The organism is Mannheimia sp. (genome assembly GCF_056854775.1).
In genome coordinates this window covers 20,096-37,569 of the sequence record NZ_JBXGGI010000098.1, presented here as the reverse complement: position 1 = coordinate 37,569, position 17,474 = coordinate 20,096, and the positions used below count along the sequence as shown (strand labels likewise).

The following is a 17,474-nucleotide window of genomic DNA, read 5'->3' as shown; positions in this document are numbered from 1 at the left end:
ATCGACGGCGGTGTTTGGCACCTCGATGTCGGCTCATCACATCCTGGGGCTGAAGTAGGTCCCAAGGGTATGGCTGTTCGCCATTTAAAGTGGTACGCGAGCTGGGTTTAGAACGTCGTGAGACAGTTCGGTCCCTATCTGCCGTGGGCGTTGGAGAATTGGTTGGGGCTGCTCCTAGTACGAGAGGACCGGAGTGGACGCACCGCTGGTGTTTCGGTTGTGTCGCCAGACGCATTGCCGAGTAGCTACGTGCGGAAGAGATAAGTGCTGAAAGCATCTAAGCACGAAACTTGCCAAGAGATGAGTTCTCCCAGACTATAAGTCTGTAAGGGTTGTTGGAGACTACGACGTAGATAGGCGTGGTGTGTAAGTGTAGTGATACATTGAGCTAACACGTACTAATTGCCCGAGAGGCTTAACTATACAACGCTCAAGTGTTTTTGGAAGCGAAAGCGAGAAAGACGAGAAGCGAAGTAGAGTAAAGACTAAACAGAAGACAAACAAAGAAAAGACAAACAAAGAGAAGAATACTCAAAGTAACAGCTTGTTTTTAGATTTTAACGGATTTTCCCGACGACAATAGTGCTGTGGTTCTACCTGATTCCATTCCGAACTCAGAAGTAAAACGCAGTAACGTCGATGGTAGTGTGGTGATTCGCCATGTGAGAGTAGAGCATCGTCGGGTTTTTAATTTGAAGCGAAAGCGGAAGAGAGAGAAGAAAAGAACGAAGACATAAACATAAATATAAACAAGATATAAAGAGCCCCTAAGTAGAGATACTTAGGGGTTTTTGTTTTTTATTCTATTTAGTATAGAAGGTTATTTTGCAGAAGCAGAATAAGGTATAAAAATGACCGATTGTTATTAAGGGAAAGTTACAACTCGTTTTAGTTCCATTCAAGTGTGTAAGGCTTAATGCCAATTTCTTTACTATTAAGACAGCCCTGTAGAGTTCTAACATTATTAACAATATTTTCAGTAATTAGATTGGCTTGTCTCATTTTTTCTTCAGTAACATTAGGATCTTTTTCATTAAATAAAATCGCATTCAGTAATCTTTCGGCGTGCATTCCATCTCGGCAGTAGTGTAAAACACCAACATCGTTAAATGCTGTAGCTACTGAGCTGATTTGTGTAGTTGCTATGCCTAATGCACCATCTTCTCCACCTAATTCTCTAAAGAGTTGATGATGTGGGAATCCACCGCAAGCTAAGAAAAATGAGCGACGGAATACGACATTTCCTCCACAGGTCATTCGCATATATTGCCAAGCTTGGTCAAAATTGGGGTGGGTGCTGTAGCGTTTATCTAAGTCAATCGGCGTTAATGCCAGGCGAACCAAAGCAGTTTCAGGTTTGAATTCAAAAATCTTTCTGGCTACCTGTAATGCTCCGTTTTCATAAGCATCATCAGCATCTAAAAAGGCGATTAAATCCGCTTCACTTTGTAATGCTCCCCAATTACGGGTTTTTGCCACGCCATTATTTTGAGGCATTTGTTCTACTCTAATTTTATCAGGTACTTGGGCTTGTAAATATTGGGCTAGAGCAAGTGTATTATCAGTTGAGCCATCATCAATCAGCCATAGTAGATTTAATTCCGGTTGATTTAATACACTTTGAACGGCTCGAACAAGCGTGTTTTCGGCGTTGTAGCAAGGAATAATGACATCAATCATATAAATTCTACCCCTTGTTTGGTTACTCTCAAAATAGAAGCGTAATTTTCTTTCCAGTCGCCTAATACAATACGCGTAAAGCTAGTATGTTGATGGATTGCTTGGCGATGTGTATGTCCGTGTATAAGTTGCTTTGTGCCGAATTTAGCGACAATTTGAGATGTAAATTCATTATTCACATCCATAATTTCAGCGGATTTACCACGCTTTTCTTGTTTGCTTTTAGCGCGGATCTTTTCTGCAATATGAATTCGCCAAGAAAGTGGAAACATTAAAAAGATTGTTTGTCGCCATTTTTGGTGGACTTTTTTACGGAATTGTTGGTATTTTACGTCATCAGTACAAAGTGTGTCGCCGTGGCAAAGTAATGTGGATGTGCCGAATAAGTCAATGATGTGATAATCAGGTAAAATAATCATACCTGTTTGTTCGCTAAAACGTTTCCCAATTAAAAAATCACGATTTCCACAAATAAAATAGCATTTTGTACCGCTTGTCGTGAGGGTTTTAATTGCATTTTTGACAGTTGAAATGAGTTCAGACTCTTCATCATCGCCAATCCAAAAATCAAACAGATCACCTAAGATATAAACTGACTCAGCAAGCGGTGCTTTTTCTTGCATAAATTGCAAAAAAAGATCGGTAATTTCAGGTTGATTTTCGTTTAAGTGCAGATCGGCAATAAAATAATAAGTCATTTGATATTTTTGATAAAAAGAAAACGGTTCAATTTTTTACAAAATCGAACCGTTTGTCAAAGGTTTAATTAGCTTAATCTTTAAAGATGCCGCGAATGAATTGCACCGAGAGGAAGAATAAGAAAGCGAGTACAGCATAAAGGACATAGCTCATAATCGGTTTACTTACAGTTTCCGCTTCAGCTAATGGCTTGATAGAAACAATATTTCTAAATTCATTTAGCCAGTTAATACGCCAGCCGTAATATTTAATTTGCACACGTTGTTTCTCATTTGCGTAGGCTTGTGCTTTGGCTTGGATATCCGCTGAACCAAATTTGAAATAAGGTGGCAAGCCCCAGCCTGTATCTTCGTTACGGTACACCATCACTTTCTTGGTTTCTGGCTCTTCGGTAAAGAGGAAGTAAACATCACGCACTTGACCATCAGCAGGGTTTGATTTGCTAATCACGCCGTCTTTATCCATTCTGCGAACTTCCATTCCCGTTACTAGCGTTTCTTCATAGCTTGGCATTGCGTAATTAACTGCTCCGCCTAACACAATAAAAAAGGCAAGTGAGACTAAAATTAGAAAATATTTGAGCATAATTCTCATATTCTGTTCCTTATAATTGAATTTTAAATAAGTTTTGCACATTTTTGGTTGTAATGCGAGCAAATTCTTCTGTTGAAACCCCTTTTAATGTAGCAACATATTCACAAGTTTCTCTCACATAAGCAGGCTGATTTGGCTTTCCTCGATAAGGGATGGGAGCTAGATAAGGCGAATCTGTTTCCACTAATAGACGATCTAATGGTACTTTTCTGACCACATCTCGTAATTCTTCCGCATTACGAAAGGTAATAATACCCGAAATTGAAATATAAAAGCCGATATCTAAGGCTCGCTTTGCCATTGTCCAATCTTCCGTAAAGCAATGCAAAACACCACCGCATTTTTCTGCATTATTTTGTTCTAACATATCCATTGTATCTTGGCGTGCTGAGCGAGAATGGATAATTAATGGCTTGTTCAGTTTATTTGCAATTTCGATTTGTTGAACAAAGAGCGATTGCTGTAATGCTTTGGTTTCTGGTGTGTAGTGATAGTCCAAGCCTGTTTCGCCAATGGCAACCACTTTTGGATCTTGAGCAAATTCAAAGAGTTTATCGTAATCAAAAGGTTCATCTTCCACATTTAATGGGTGTACGCCACAAGAAAGTGATACCTCGTTGCGGTGAGCAGTTAAATTTTTCATTGCTTCAAAACGCCCAACAGTGGTACAAACAGAAAGAAAATGATGAACGCCACGAGCTTTTGCGTTTTCAATCACTTCATCAATATTTTTATGTCGGGTTTCGTAGTCTAAAGAGTCTAAATGACAGTGTGAATCTATAATAAATAAGTCTTTCATTTTTTTCCTTTTATTCAAAAATCAAAACCAACTTCGTTAAACAATCCAATAACATCAACTCCTGATTTACCGCATTTATTTGCACTAAATCTCGTTGGGTTTGTTGGAGGATTTGCTGCCCTTGCAGTAATCCGTAAGCGGTGAGTCGCTGACTAAATGGGATAATTCCATTTTGGAGATCTGGATTGAGCCAACCTTGTATGATGTTCATTTTGGATTTGAGAGCATCATTGAAGAAACTTTCGAGCCATTCAAGTTGTTGTAAAACATCCTCTTTTTCTTTGTCGAAGGCTTGAAAGAGTAGTACAACATCTCGGCTTTTATAGAAACGCCAGAAGGTTTGTAGGAACGCTTTTCGTTGTTGCAAGCGGTCATTTTCCAGAAAAGTTTTGCAAATAAGTGGGCGAGAGCGACAAAGGCGGAGAGCGGTTTCTAGCTCGTGCATTGAGGTTGCAGGAAATTCCGTTTGCAACCATTGCATTGCTTCCGTAGTTTGTGGAGCATAAAGTACCCACGTTTGGCTGCGGCTTTGAATGGTAGCCAGCACGGTAGATTGCAATGGGGCTTCCAGCAAGAAATAGACATTCTCACGTGGTTCTTCAAGGGTTTTGAGTAGAGCATTGCTGCTGGCTTCGGTTAAGCGATCTACTCCTCGAATATAGATAACTGTATTACCACCTTGTTGGGCGAAATTTTGTAGGTTAGCGATCAACTCTCGCACCTGATCGATACCAATATCTTTTCCCTCAATAGGTTCTAAGATATGGAAGTCGGGGTGATTTTTGCTTTGTGTAAGTTGGCAACTTTTGCATTGGGAGCAAGGTTCGTTGCTTGTTTTTTCGGTGCAAAGTAACCACTCAGCCACTTTTTCAATTAAAGTGTCTGTGCCAAGTCCGATATCGGTTTTAAACAGCAGGGCGTGGTGTCCGTATCCATTTAAAAATGAAGCGATTATTTGTTGGTAAGTGCTTTCAAGCCAAATGTACATTATTTCAGCCAATTTCTGATTGCGTGTTGAATATCTGCGGTAACTTGTTCAATTGATTGTTCTGCATTGATAATGACTGCTTTATCATTATTTTGCGTGAGTTCTAAATAACGCTCCCGGGTGCGATAGAAAAAATCTAAACTTTGTTGTTCAATTCTGTCTAATTCGCCTCTGCCTCTGGCTCGCTCTAAACCGATAACAGGATCAAGATCGAGATAAATCGTTAAATCGGGTTCAAAAGTGCCAAGCACTGATTCTTTTAAGGTTTCGAGTAATTTGCGATCTAGTTTACGTCCACCACCTTGATAGGCTTGGGAAGACATATCGTGCCTGTCGCCCAGCACCCATTTACCTTCAGCAAGTGCCGGTTTGATGACATTTTCTACCAACTGAACACGAGCAGCATAGAGCATCAACAATTCTGCTTTATCGGTTACAGGCTCTTCGGTTTCGTGCTTAATTAAATGACGGAGTTTTTCGGCAAGAGGAGTACCACCCGGTTCACGGGTCATCACGATATTACTAATGCCTGCTTGCTCTAACTCTTTTAAAATTACTTGGTGAGCAGTTGTTTTACCTGCACCTTCTAAGCCTTCAATCACAATAAATTTTCCACGCATAGATTTCTCGCTATTTTTTCTGTTCGTTACTTTGATTATTTTTGCGTTTACGTTCAATTTGAATCCACTCTTGTACCGCTTTATTATGCTCGCTCAGAGTGCGACTGAATTTGTGTCCACCTGTGCCATCGGCTACAAAGTATAAATACGGCGTATCGTCAGGATTTGCCACTGCCTTGATAGACGCCTCGCTTGGCATTGCAATTGGCGTTGGTGGTAAACCATCGATTTGATAAGTGTTATATGGCGTTACTTCTTCTAAATCTTTACGGCGGATATTGCCATCGTAGCGATCACCCATTCCATAAATCACTGTTGGATCGGTTTGCAGACGCATTTTAATACGTAGACGGTTAATGAACACTGAAGCAACTTGAGGGCGTTCGCCTGCAACGCCGGTTTCTTTTTCCACAATAGATGCAAGAATTAACATCTCATACGGATTAGCAAGCGGTAGATTTTCCGATTTATTTTGCCAAGCTTGCTCTAACGCTGTTTTCTGCTTTTGGTAAGCACGTTTTAGCAAGGCTAAATCTGTGGAGTTTGGCGTGTAGCTGTAAGTATCCGGAGCAATCCAACCTTCCATTTTTTCGTGTGGAATACCCAGTAATTCAGCGATTTCTTTTTCTGATTTATCTTTTAGTGTCTGTTGTAAATATTTCGCTTGGCTAAGTTGTTCACGCCAAACCTTGAATGTTCTGCCTTCAATAAACTGCACATTTAATTGCACTTCTTTCCCTGAACTTAAATGAGCGAGTAAATCTTTTACGGTTGTTAAACCATTTAAAGAATAAGCCCCGGCTTTGAATTTACTTAATTCAGGGTGCAATCGCATCAAATAGGGGAGTAGATCCGCATCATTGTGCGTAACAATGCCTTGTTCTTCTAATAAAGTAGCAAGTTTTTGGCTAGAAACACCTTTTTCCAACACAAAAAGTTGGTTTTCTTGAACGGTAATTTTATGTTCTGCTAAGGCATTCAGTTTTTGGTAGCCATAAAATAGCCCACCACAGGCGATAACACCGGCTAGACCTAATGCAATAAGGATTTTTTTTAACATTGAAATTGAATAAATTAAGGAAAAACGAGTTGAATTTTACTATAAAGCGGTCGTTTTTTCAGAAAAATTTGCAAATGTGATTTGAATAAATGGTGGGTCATGAAGGATTCGAACCTTCGACCAACGGATTAAAAGTCCGCTGCTCTACCGACTGAGCTAATGACCCTCAAAGAGGTATTATAAGATAATGGTGGGTCATGAAGGATTCGAACCTTCGACCAACGGATTAAAAGTCCGCTGCTCTACCGACTGAGCTAATGACCCTCAAAGAGGTGTTATAAGATAATGGTGGGTCATGAAGGATTCGAACCTTCGACCAACGGATTAAAAGTCCGCTGCTCTACCGACTGAGCTAATGACCCATAATCTTGCGTAACGAGGGCATATCATACGGATTTTTGAAAGTTTGGCAAGTTTTTTTTCTCTAAAAAATGTTGAGTGTGTGGTTTATAAGCAATTTTACGGAAAATTAAACAGTTTGATACAAAATACAAACGGGCTTTTATCTTTTTATGAAAATAAGCTATAATCACGCCGTTTATTTAACCATCAATTTTAGAAGGAAATCAAAATGGGCTTAGAATTAGTTCCAGCTGGTAAAGAGTTACCAGATGATATTTATGTTGTTATTGAAATCCCTGCAAATTCAGATCCAATCAAATATGAAGTGGACAAAGAGACAGGTGCATTATTTGTGGATCGCTTTATGGCAACCGCAATGTTTTACCCGGCAAACTACGGTTATGTAAACCATACATTATCATCAGACGGCGACCCGGTTGATGTATTAGTACCAACACCATACCCATTACAACCAGGTTCAGTAATTCGTTGCCGTCCGGTTGGCGTATTAAAAATGACCGATGAAGCAGGTGGTGATGCAAAAGTAGTTGCAGTTCCGCATACGAAATTAAGTAAAGAGTACGACCACATTAAAGATGTAGGTGATTTACCGGCGTTATTAAAAGCACAAATCCAGCACTTCTTCGAAAGCTATAAAGCATTAGAAGCAGGCAAATGGGTAAAAGTTGAAGGTTGGGGTGATGTAAATGAAGCCCGCCAAGAAATCTTAGAATCTTTTGAGCGTGCTAAAAAATAATTTTTGATCTGAATGCCAAGCAGATTTGTTTGGCATTTTTTGTGGGAAATCGATATGAATTTTATTAAAAAATTAGGTCTTTCAGTTTTTTTAGCCACTGCAATGGTCTCTTGTGCTACAACGGAAAGTATTAACCAAGAGGCGGCTCACAGTTATGCTCAAGTAAAATCACAAGCTCATCAGCAAAATGCGATTGATACTACATCTTCTACCGCAAAACGTGTTCACGCGGTATTTCATAAGATGAAGCCTTACGCAGAAAAGTCAAATGCAACAGGTACGCCTTTCCATTGGGAAATCACGGTTTTAAAATCAGATGAACTCAATGCGTGGGCAATGCCGGGCGGTAAAATGGCATTCTATACCGGTTTAGTGGAAAGACTTGATTTATCTAATGATGAAATTGCGGTAGTGATGGGACACGAGATGGCTCACGCCTTAAAAGAACACGGAAAATCGGATCGTACAGTAACGATGATTAGTGGCATTGTAGGCACGATTGCAGATATTGCAGTAACAGCTTCAACAGGTATAAGCACCGAAGGTTTATTAAGTACCGGTGTTGATTTGATTGCTACTAAGCCATTCTCTCGCAGCCAAGAAAATGAAGCAGATGAAGTCGGCTTAATGTTGATGGCTGAATCAGGTTATAACCCATCAGCGGCACCAAATGTATGGATTAAAATGAGCAAAGCAAACGGAGATTCAGGTTTATCGATTTTTTCAACCCACCCATCAAATGCAGATCGCCAAGCTAACTTAGCTCGTCTTGTACCGGAAGCAATGAAAGTTTATAACGCACGTAAATAAGATGACGACAAGCGGTTGGTTTTTACTAATTTTTTGCAAAAAAAATGCTCTTGATAATTCAAGAGCATTTTTGTTTTTTGTTCAAAGCTAATCAGTGACTCATTAGATATACCAATAATTTAATGTGAAATAATAGATTGCAATGAAAAATAAGAGAGTGCCAAGGGCGCGATTAATCATCTCTGCACTTAAGTGACTGCGAAGTCTTTGTGTCATAAAACTTGTGCAAAAAGAGCTGATGATCACAATTCCCACAATCGAAAAATTGACATAACCAACTTGTCCGCCGGGTAAGGGATAGAGCGTTTTGTCTAGATCTCGGGAAAGGTAGCCGAAAAGATTGCCGATACCGCCAAAAACCATCATATAGTTGGTATAAATCGCAATTTGTTTTGGGTGAACGCTGCGAATTTGGGCGACCAATGGTGCCATAATCGAGCCACCACCAATGCCGGTAATGCCGGCGATAAATCCACCAAAGCCACAACTTGCCATACCATAACTGAGATCTTTCAGGCTTTTAGTCTGCTGATAATCGGTATTTCGCCGTTTTTGAAATAGCGTGCGAACGGCAAGCAAGGCTAAGGTGCCGGAAAAGACGGTAGTAATGGCAAGATCAGAAAGTAAAAAACTCAGCTCAAAGCCGATTTGTACCCCTGCAATCATACTGATGGACCAAAAAAGCAAGTTAGATTTATCAATTTGCTCTTTTTCTTGGCGAAAGCGGATCAAATTAAGACAGGCACTGCCCATCACAATCGTGAGCGAACAGGCAGCAATGACCTGAAAGGGTAGTTCGGGAAATAGGGTTCGCAAAATCGGTACCATCAATATGCCGCCGCCAATACCGAATAGGGCTGACATCACATTGACCAACAAACCACATACAATCAGAATAAAAATTACACTGAGTGCCATTCTTTTTCCTCGTCTAAACTTTTATTTGAGTCTATTGTGCGACTTCTGATTTGCCTTAGGTTATGATGATTGTCATATCCCCTTAAAATAATTTTGATTATGATTGAGTCGTTTGGTACGGAGTGATGTATGCAACCTATTTTTAATGCGTTTCAAATAATGGCAAAGCCGGCGGGTTCAATTTGTAATTTAGACTGCAAATACTGTTTCTATTTAGAAAAACCGCATTTAAACCAACGCCGAATGGATGAGGCAATTTTAGAAAAATATATTCAAGATTACCTGGCTAAAAGTCCGCAAAAAGAGGTGACATTTTTGTGGCAAGGCGGCGAGCCAACGTTGGCAGGGCTGGATTTTTACCGACAAGCGGTCGAATTTCAGCAAAAATATGCAAACGGCAAGCAAATTTATAACGCCTTGCAAACCAACGGCATTTTATTGAATGATGAGTGGTGTGAATTTTTAAGAGAAAACCGTTTTTTGGTGGGGCTTTCGATTGACGGCACGCAGGAGATGCACGATGCCTATCGGGTCACCAAAAGCCAGAAAGGCTCGTTCCAACAAGTTTTCGAGGCGTTAGAGTTGCTTAAAAAACATCAGGTGCAGTTTAATACGCTAACAGTGGTGCATAAGGAAAATGTGCAACACGGAGCGGAAATTTACCGCTATTTGAAATCCATCGGTTCGACCTATATGCAGTTTATCCCGTTGATGGGCGATTATTCACAGCAAGCCTCCGCAAAAGATTACGGGCAGATGATGATTGAGATTTTCAAGCAGTGGTATCCGCACGACATCGGCAAAATCGGCGTGCAGTTTATTGAGCAGTGGATGATGGCGTTTTTGGGCTATCAGCCGAGCTTGTGTATTTTCCGTAAAACCTGTGGCGATCAGATGATTATCGAGCAAAACGGCGATATTTATAGCTGCGATCACTATGTTTATCCGCAATATAAGCTCGGTAATTTGATTGAAACACCGCTGTTAGATCTCACCTATTCCGACAAACAGCAGAAATTTGGGCTAAGCAAGGCAGATGTCTCTTCCCGTTGCCAGCGTTGCGAATTTCGCTTTGCCTGCAATGGCGGCTGCCCAAAACATCGCACGGTGCAAGGTTTTGGCGAACCGCACAATCAACTTTGTGAGGCGTATTATTCCGCTCTTTCCTATATGGCACCCTATTTAAAGCAGTTGGCGAGCCAAATCCGCCAGCGGAGAGCGGTTTAGCCAAACAAAATGTTAAATTTGTGAACTATATCACATCATAAATATGATCATTGTCATACAGACTGATATGATTTGTTTATATTCTATGGATGACTTAATCACACATATTAGGAGTTGATGATGAAAACTTGGAAACAACGCATTAAAACGGCTTTGGCCTGTACTGTTGGACTTTTTGCGGTCGCTAATCAATCGGTAGCAAACACCGAATGGCCAACGGCACCGGTAACAATTATTACCCCGTGGGCGGTGGGTGGTCTAGCCGACCAAATTAACCGTGCAATGTCGGAATATGGTAAAGAGCAGTATGGTCAGCCACTATTAGCGGATAACATTCTTGGTTCAGGCGGTGCGATTGCTTTAACCGAGTATGTGAAAGAAAAACCGAACACCCACAAATTGATTTTAGGCGGTGAAGGTAGCTTTGCGATTGCCCCTCTCACAATGAACGTGGCATATAAATTTGATGATTTCGTGCCGGTGATTAACATTTACTCTTCCACTTTTGTGCTTTTGGCAAACCCGAAAACCAAAGTGGATAGTATGGAAACACTGAAAGACTACATTGCCAAAGGCAAATTAATTAAAGTCGGTGTAAACGGTACAAACTCTTCTGAGGCTCTACAAACTGCCGCATTGATTACCGAAATGGGCGGTAAATTTAAGCTGATCCCTTATGAAGGTGCAAATGAGGCTTTAACCGCAGTGGTATCTGGTGAAGTGACTTTTGCCACCACCCATGCCTCTCTCGCCCGTGAATTTGTGAAAAACGGCGATGTAAAACCGGTTGTTGCCTTCGATGAGAAGAAATTACAGGACGAAGTCTATAACTTAGACAGTGTAGTGGATCACGGTTTTGATACTTGGATGACCAACGTCTGTGCGGTGTTTATCCGTGCTGGAACCGACCAAGCTATCGTGGATAAAAACTACAATGCACTGAAAGCAATTTTAGAAAATCCGAAATTACAACAAACCGCAAAAAATATCGGTATCCGCCTAGATATTCGGGACGGTAAAGCAGTGAAAGAGTACATTGACTCAACCATGGCAAAAGCTGAAAAATACTCTAAATTAGTGAAATAATCATGTTAGAGGGCAAATATCAGTTTGCCCTCTTTTTACCTAAGGAAATCACGATGAAAATTACGCTTAGACAAGATTTAGTCGGCTCCTTGATTTTTTTGATACTTTCTCTTGTTTTGTGGTGGTTAATGCCGTCACAAATTGTGATTGCTGATGACGAAGAGATCATTACCGCACAAACCTTTCCCCGCCTGATTATTGGCTTAATGGCGGTATGTAGCCTGATTTTATTGATTAAAGAGCTGATCAAATGGGGACGCAAGCAGCCGACAAAAACGATTGAAATTCGCTTTGTTGAAGAGATGCACTCTGCCTTTATTTTATTGTCGCTTGTAATTTATTGGGGCTTATTGCATTGGTTGCCATTTATGGTGTCCTCCATTCTTTTTGCTTTTTTATTGCTGGCATTCTTCCGCTGTAAGAATTTGAAGTATTACGCCACCGTGGCGATATTTTCAGTTTTACTGTCGCTCTTTTTCCAAAATTTACTCCATATTTCATTACCTTAAAACAAGGAGTAACCGATGTTTGATTTAATGATTTCAGGATTTTATGAGTTTTTTAATCTTGAAAGTTTCCTCTATATGAATCTGGGGTTATTTCTCGGTATCGTGTTTGGTTCTATTCCGGGTTTAACAGTGATGCTCTGTTTAGTACTATTCCTGCCGATTACCTATTCATTAAATGCCATTCACTCATTTATGTTCCTGTTGGGAATCTATTGTGCAGGCAGCTACGGCGGTTCAATTTCGGCGATTTTAATTAAAACACCGGGAACACCGCACGCCGCCGCCACAATGATGGACGGACACCCGCTCGCCCTGCGTGGACAAGCACAAAAAGCGTTGAATGTTGCCCTTTACGCCTCTTTTGCCGGTGGTATAGTCAGTGCCTTAGTGCTGCTTTTCTTAGCACCCGAAGTGGCAAAAATTGCGATGAAAATGGGGTCGCCTGAGTATTTCTTAATTTGTGCCTTTGGTTTAACCATTATTGCCGGTGTGAGTGGCGAAAGCCTGTTAAAAGGGATTATTTCCGGCTGTTTAGGCTTGTTCCTCTCGTTTATCGGTATCGACCTAATGAGTGGCGATACGATGCGATTTACCTTTGATAATCTGAATTTATATAGCGGATTTGATTTAGTCGTGGTGCTGATCGGTCTCTTTGCCTTAATTGAGATTATCCACAAAGGACAAGCGGTCAAAAAAAGCGAAAATAATGCAAACTCTTCTGCAATCAGCTTGGATAAAGGCACATTGAGCAAATCTGAATGGTGGCGTTTGCCAAAACCGATCAGCATTGGCTCACTTTCCGGGATTTTGATTGGGATTATTCCCGGCACCGGTGCCTCGATTGCCTCCTTTTTAAGCTACGACTTCTCCCGCAAAGTCTCGAAAAAACCGGAAGAGTTTGGTAATGGCTCAGTTGAAGGGATTGCAGCCGCAGAATCAGCAAATAATGCGATTACCGGCACGGCTCTCATTCCGTTATTGACTTTAGGAATCCCGGGTGATGCGGCAGTGGCATTGATGCTCGGGGCGTTAATGGTGAACGGCTTAACACCGGGCCCGAACCTGTTCACCACACACGGCACAGCGGTCTATGCGATTATGATCGGCTTAATTTTCGTGAATATCTTTATGCTGATTCAAGGCAAGTATTTACTCAAATTATTTGTAAAAGTGGTAAAAATTCCGCAAGTGGTGTTGATCCCAATCATCGCTATTTTCTGTTTCGCTGGTGCGTATTCGTTAAAAGAGAATATGTTTGACGTCGGTGCGGCGATTAGCTTTGCGGCGATTGCTTATGTGATGGATAAATTCGGGTTCTCCGCCGTACCGACCTTGCTCGGTTTGGTACTCGGGGCATTAACCGAGAAAAACTTACGCCGTTCACTGATGATTTCTGACGGCGATTGGAGCATTTTCATCGAACGTCCGATTTCATTAGCACTATGTGTTCTGATACTCGGCGTGATCATCAGCATTATTTACACCAATTATAAAAAATCTAAAGCTCAGAGGGTTTAATATGACAACAAGACCAAACATTCTCTTTTACTTTACCGACCAACAACGTTGGGACACGATCGGCGCTTACGGGCAACCGCTAAACATTACGCCAACCTTAGATAAACTTGCCGAAGAAGGCGTATTGTTTGAAGAGGCGTTCTCTTCTCAACCTGTGTGCGGTCCGTGTCGTTCTATTTTCCAAACCGGACTTTACCCAACAGAAACCGGTTGTTTCCGCAATAATGTGGCATTGCCGGAAGGCGTGAAAACCATTGCCAACTACTTCACCGAAAACGATTATGACACTGCCTATATCGGTAAATGGCATTTAGCCAGTGACGGCGAGTTGGAAGAAGAACCAACCATTGACTACACCGTTACCGCCATCCCACCGGAACGCCGTGGCGGCTACGAGGGTTTCTGGCGTGCGGCTGACGTGCTGGAATTTACCTCTCACGGCTATGATGGCTTTGTATTCGATGAAAATATGAATAAGTGCGAGTTCAAAGGCTACCGTGTGGATTGTATTACCGACTATGCGTTGGAATACCTTGACGGCTATAAAGGCGACAAACCGTTCTTTATGACCATTTCACATATCGAGCCGCATCACCAAAATGACCGCCACTGCTACGAAGGCCCGATTGGTTCGAAAACCCGTTTCCAAAATTATCAATTACCGCACGACTTAGCGGTCTTGAAAGGTAATGCGGATGAAATGTATCCGGATTATCTCGGTTGTTGCCGCAGCTTGGATGATAATTTGGCGAGAATTATCGACAAACTCAAAGAGAAAGGCATTTACGATAACACCATTATCGTATTCGCCTCCGACCACGGCTCACACTTTATGACTCGTAACAAAGATGAAAACTTAAACGGTTATGACGACTACAAACGCTCCTGCCACTCTTCATCTTGCCACGTTCCACTCGTCATTTCGGGCGGAAAATATGTGGGCGGCAAACGGATTAAAGAGCTAGTTAGCACCGCTAGCTTGCCAAAAACTTTCTTGGCAATGGCAGGCATTGATGTAGGCGATAAAATGATCGGCGAAGACCTCTACAATGTGGTGGAGAAAAAAGATCCGAACCGTCGCAATGAAGTCTTCACTCAAATCAGCGAAAGCCGTATCGGACGTGCAATTCGCACCGAAAAATATCTCTATGCCGTCGTTGCCCCTCATTTAGGCGGTGGCGAAGCGGCAGGCAGCGAGGTTTATGTGGAAGATTTCCTCTACGATCTCGAAAAAGACCCTTTTGAGCTGAACAACTTAGTGAAAGATCCGGCTTACGAACAAGCCCGTATCGAATTGCGTGAGAAGTTGGGCGACCATATGGAAATTGCCAAAGAGCAACGACCGCAAATTTTCCCTGCCGGAACACAAATTTAGTTTGGCAGTATCGCATCCATTACGGTAATATAATTTTAGGAATAAATATTAAGGATTTGTAATGGATGCAATAGATTTCCCCACTCCGGAAATGTTGAGAGACTGCCAGCTAAGTTCTTTAAATTATTTGGAAAAAGGCGTAACTGTCTATTCCCAAGGTAGCCAGGCCCAAGAGTTTTACTATTTAAAAAAAGGATTAATCGGGCTATATCATATGTTGGACAATGGTAAAGAAAGCTTGGTGCGGATTTATCAAGATCAGGAATATTTTGGTTTCCGGACATTTTTTGGTGATCATTTTTATCACTGTACGGCTAAAGTCCTGCAACCGGCAGAAGTGGTGCGGATTAAGCCATCACAACTCTCCTCTTTTTTTACGCAAAATCCTAAGCTGACCACTTATTTAATTCGACAACTTGCCGGTGAGTTGCAAGATGCTGAACATCGTCTTTCACAAGCCTCTTATCAGCGTACGCAAGAGCGGGTGAGCAGTAGCATTGCTTATTTAACCGAAAATTACCCGAACTACCATTGGACATATCGTGAGATTGCGGAATTCTCGGGTTGTGAAACTGAAACAGCGATTAGAATTAGCCGTTTGTTGAAGAAATAATATGCTGATTAGCCATAAAAAATGCTCTTGATAATTCAAGAGCATTTTTGGTTTTTACTTAATTAGTAACGCACAAAGCCGACTAATTCGTAGACCTTATCTAAAGTCGCTTTAGCTCTCGCTCGGGCTTTGTCTGCACCTTCACGGTAGATTTTTTCAAGCAAGGCTTCGTCTTGGCGGTAGTGGTGGTAGCGTTCTTGTAGGTTAGTTAAAAGTTCAGACACTTTATCTGCCACTTCGGTTTTGAGGTGTCCGTACATTTTACCTTCAAATTCAGTTTCTAATTCAGAGATAGTTTTGCCGGTAATCGCAGAGAGAATATCCAATAAGTTAGATACGCCCGCTTTATTTTGCACGTCATAACGTACCACAGGTGGCTCATCGCCGTCGGTCATTGCACGTTTGATTTTTTTCGCTACTGCTTTCGGATCTTCCAACAAGCCGATTACGTTATTGCGGTTATCGTCTGATTTCGACATCTTTTTAGTCGGCTCAAGGAGCGACATCACTCTCGCCCCAGATTTCGCAATAAAGACTTCCGGCACAGCAAAAACCGGCTCAATCACATTGCCTTCAGCATCTTTCTTGCCATATAACGCATTGAAACGGTTAGCAATATCACGAGTGATTTCTAAGTGCTGTTTTTGGTCATCGCCCACCGGCACTTGGTTAGCTTGGTAGAGCAGAATATCCGCGGCCATTAATACAGGGTAGGTAAATAAGCCTACATTCACATTTTCTTCATAGCGAGCTGATTTGTCTTTAAATTGTGTCATTCGGCTCATTTCGCCAAAATAGGTGTAGCAGTTTAAGATCCACGCCAGCTGTGCGTGTTCGGGCACGTGAGATTGAATGAAGATCGTGCTTTTGTTTGGATCGATACCGCAAGCCAAATAAAGGGCTAATACATCAAGGGTGGATTTGCGTAATGCTTCGGGATCTTGACGCACGGTAATAGCGTGCTGATCGACAATACAATACACGCAGTCATAATCATCTTGCATTTTTACCCAGTTGCGTAACGCCCCTAAGTAGTTGCCAATCGTCAATTCACCAGAGGGCTGCACGCCACTAAATACAATAGGTTTGGTCATTTTATTTTCTCGTTTTAATTGCAAAAAATTGTGGAAATTATACCGCTTGTCGCCTTATTCGCCTACAATTTTCAGCACGTCTTTAAATTCGGATGTTACAAAAGTCGGCTCTGATTGCTCAATTGGAATATTATAGTTATAGCCATAAGTTAAACCAATTACATCACAGCCTGCTGCTTTCGCCGCAATGACATCATTTTCAGAGTCGCCAACAAAAAGAAATTCTTGTGGTGTAATGCCAAATTTTTCGCAAATAAAGAACATTGGATCCGGATGAGGTTTGATTTTAGGGAGGGATTGCCCACCTAAGGTTTCATCAAAGAGATGATAGATGCCGAACGCAGACAGCACCGGCTCAACTAATTTGGTCGGTTTGTTGGTAATCACTACCAATGGGTAGCCTTTCGCTTTGAGTGCTTCTAAGGTTTCTTTTACATCCGGGAAGAGCGTGCTTTTTTCGCACACATAGGTGGCATAGTATTTGTCAAAGCTCATTCGCATTTTGACGAGTTCTTCCGCTTGGAAGATTTTACCGGTGTGAGCAATGGCATTTTGGAAGAACATATCTCCGCCTTTTCCAATCCAGGTTAGCACTTTTTCTTGTGTAACCGTTGGCAAACCAGCTTCTAAAAACATTGCATTTGCCACTAGGGTTAAGTCCGGAAGGGTGTTAATTAGCGTTCCGTCTAAGTCGAAACCAATTACTTTGTATTTTTTCATTGTATCTCCTTAAAAAAACACAAGCGGTCGTTTTATGCAAATTTTTTGCCATTTTCGACCGCTTG

18 protein-coding genes, 3 tRNA genes and 2 rRNA genes are annotated in these 17,474 nt (G+C 41.5%); 10 read left to right on the top strand and 13 right to left on the bottom strand.

The genetic code is table 11. From position 1 onward, the window contains the following. Together ACJHV0_RS06840 and rrf are read left to right on the top strand one after the other, a co-directional pair. A 23S ribosomal RNA gene (locus tag ACJHV0_RS06840) occupies positions 1–423 on the top strand; the annotation flags it as partial. Positions 424–569: 146 nt separating this feature from the next. Continuing rightward, positions 570–685, top strand: a 5S ribosomal RNA gene (gene rrf, locus ACJHV0_RS06835). A 203-nt stretch (positions 686–888) separates the two neighbouring features. Here the strand turns inward: rrf and ACJHV0_RS06830 are convergent. The 10 genes from ACJHV0_RS06830 to ACJHV0_RS06785 all read right to left on the bottom strand — a co-directional run bounded on the left by ACJHV0_RS06830 (position 889) and on the right by ACJHV0_RS06785 (position 6,802). Then, positions 889–1,680 carry a glycosyltransferase family 2 protein gene (locus tag ACJHV0_RS06830; RefSeq protein WP_483133743.1) on the bottom strand — a complete coding sequence of 264 codons (792 nt, stop codon included), beginning with the start codon at positions 1,678–1,680 and terminating at the stop codon, positions 889–891. Further along, positions 1,677–2,378 (bottom strand): UDP-2,3-diacylglucosamine diphosphatase, encoded by a 702-nt coding sequence (gene lpxH, locus ACJHV0_RS06825; RefSeq protein WP_025235164.1) that lies wholly within the window; start codon positions 2,376–2,378, stop codon positions 1,677–1,679. The genes ACJHV0_RS06830 and lpxH overlap by 4 nt, the downstream gene beginning before the upstream one ends. Positions 2,379–2,451: 73 nt before the next feature. Continuing rightward, positions 2,452–2,973 carry a DUF1523 family protein gene (locus ACJHV0_RS06820; RefSeq protein ID WP_025235165.1) on the bottom strand — a complete coding sequence of 174 codons (522 nt, stop codon included), beginning with the start codon at positions 2,971–2,973 and terminating at the stop codon, positions 2,452–2,454. Between the two features lie 10 nt (positions 2,974–2,983). Continuing rightward, positions 2,984–3,772 carry a TatD family hydrolase gene (locus ACJHV0_RS06815; protein ID WP_483133742.1) on the bottom strand — a complete coding sequence of 263 codons (789 nt, stop codon included), beginning with the start codon at positions 3,770–3,772 and terminating at the stop codon, positions 2,984–2,986. A 10-nt stretch (positions 3,773–3,782) separates the two neighbouring features. Then, positions 3,783–4,760, bottom strand: a complete 978-nt coding sequence (locus ACJHV0_RS06810; protein WP_483133741.1) for a DNA polymerase III subunit delta' — start codon at positions 4,758–4,760, stop codon at positions 3,783–3,785. Continuing rightward, the gene (gene tmk, locus ACJHV0_RS06805; protein ID WP_188157342.1) at positions 4,760–5,380 is read right to left on the bottom strand and encodes a dTMP kinase; all 621 of its coding nucleotides are present in this window, start codon (positions 5,378–5,380) and stop codon (positions 4,760–4,762) included. The genes ACJHV0_RS06810 and tmk overlap by 1 nt, the downstream gene beginning before the upstream one ends. Positions 5,381–5,390: 10 nt before the next feature. Further along, on the bottom strand, positions 5,391–6,440 hold the full coding sequence (gene mltG, locus ACJHV0_RS06800) for an endolytic transglycosylase MltG (RefSeq protein WP_483133740.1): 1,050 nt from the start codon (positions 6,438–6,440) through the stop codon (positions 5,391–5,393). Positions 6,441–6,530: 90 nt separating this feature from the next. Beyond that, positions 6,531–6,606, bottom strand: a tRNA-Lys gene (locus ACJHV0_RS06795). A 22-nt stretch (positions 6,607–6,628) separates the two neighbouring features. Next, positions 6,629–6,704 (bottom strand) — tRNA-Lys (locus ACJHV0_RS06790). Between the two features lie 22 nt (positions 6,705–6,726). Beyond that, positions 6,727–6,802: transfer RNA gene (locus ACJHV0_RS06785), tRNA-Lys, on the bottom strand. A 209-nt stretch (positions 6,803–7,011) separates the two neighbouring features. On the opposite strand from ACJHV0_RS06785, the gene ppa reads away from it, so the two are divergent. Beyond that, positions 7,012–7,539 carry an inorganic diphosphatase gene (gene ppa / locus ACJHV0_RS06780; RefSeq protein WP_025235170.1) on the top strand — a complete coding sequence of 176 codons (528 nt, stop codon included), beginning with the start codon at positions 7,012–7,014 and terminating at the stop codon, positions 7,537–7,539. 54 nt (positions 7,540–7,593) lie between these two features. Continuing rightward, positions 7,594–8,349: a M48 family metallopeptidase gene (locus ACJHV0_RS06775; RefSeq protein ID WP_334233605.1), complete on the top strand. Its 756-nt coding sequence runs from the start codon at positions 7,594–7,596 to the stop codon at positions 8,347–8,349. A gap of 102 nt (positions 8,350–8,451) precedes the next feature. On the opposite strand, the gene ACJHV0_RS06770 is transcribed toward ACJHV0_RS06775, so the two are convergent. After that, entirely contained in the window at positions 8,452–9,267 is an 816-nt protein-coding gene (locus ACJHV0_RS06770; RefSeq protein WP_483133739.1) for a sulfite exporter TauE/SafE family protein, read from the bottom strand. Positions 9,268–9,396: 129 nt separating this feature from the next. Between ACJHV0_RS06770 and ACJHV0_RS06765 the strand changes: the two genes are divergently transcribed. The 6 genes from ACJHV0_RS06765 to ACJHV0_RS06740 all read left to right on the top strand — a co-directional run bounded on the left by ACJHV0_RS06765 (position 9,397) and on the right by ACJHV0_RS06740 (position 15,595). Further along, positions 9,397–10,494, top strand: coding sequence for an anaerobic sulfatase maturase (locus tag ACJHV0_RS06765; protein WP_483133738.1), 1,098 nt, complete (start codon positions 9,397–9,399; stop codon positions 10,492–10,494). A gap of 120 nt (positions 10,495–10,614) precedes the next feature. Further along, positions 10,615–11,580: a tripartite tricarboxylate transporter substrate binding protein gene (locus ACJHV0_RS06760; protein ID WP_334232221.1), complete on the top strand. Its 966-nt coding sequence runs from the start codon at positions 10,615–10,617 to the stop codon at positions 11,578–11,580. Positions 11,581–11,633: 53 nt separating this feature from the next. Beyond that, complete coding sequence (locus ACJHV0_RS06755) at positions 11,634–12,089, top strand: tripartite tricarboxylate transporter TctB family protein (protein ID WP_483133737.1); 456 nt, start codon at positions 11,634–11,636, stop codon at positions 12,087–12,089. A gap of 15 nt (positions 12,090–12,104) precedes the next feature. Beyond that, on the top strand, positions 12,105–13,607 hold the full coding sequence (locus ACJHV0_RS06750; RefSeq protein ID WP_483133736.1) for a tripartite tricarboxylate transporter permease: 1,503 nt from the start codon (positions 12,105–12,107) through the stop codon (positions 13,605–13,607). A 1-nt stretch (position 13,608) separates the two neighbouring features. Next, positions 13,609–14,982, top strand: coding sequence for a sulfatase family protein (locus ACJHV0_RS06745; RefSeq protein WP_483133735.1), 1,374 nt, complete (start codon positions 13,609–13,611; stop codon positions 14,980–14,982). A gap of 61 nt (positions 14,983–15,043) precedes the next feature. After that, positions 15,044–15,595: a Crp/Fnr family transcriptional regulator gene (locus ACJHV0_RS06740; RefSeq protein ID WP_483133734.1), complete on the top strand. Its 552-nt coding sequence runs from the start codon at positions 15,044–15,046 to the stop codon at positions 15,593–15,595. 62 nt (positions 15,596–15,657) lie between these two features. Here the strand turns inward: ACJHV0_RS06740 and trpS are convergent, their stop codons facing one another. Then, complete coding sequence (gene trpS / locus ACJHV0_RS06735) at positions 15,658–16,689, bottom strand: tryptophan--tRNA ligase (protein WP_483133733.1); 1,032 nt, start codon at positions 16,687–16,689, stop codon at positions 15,658–15,660. 54 nt (positions 16,690–16,743) lie between these two features. Further along, positions 16,744–17,409 carry a phosphoglycolate phosphatase gene (locus ACJHV0_RS06730; RefSeq protein ID WP_483133732.1) on the bottom strand — a complete coding sequence of 222 codons (666 nt, stop codon included), beginning with the start codon at positions 17,407–17,409 and terminating at the stop codon, positions 16,744–16,746. Positions 17,410–17,474: the final 65 nt, after the last annotated feature.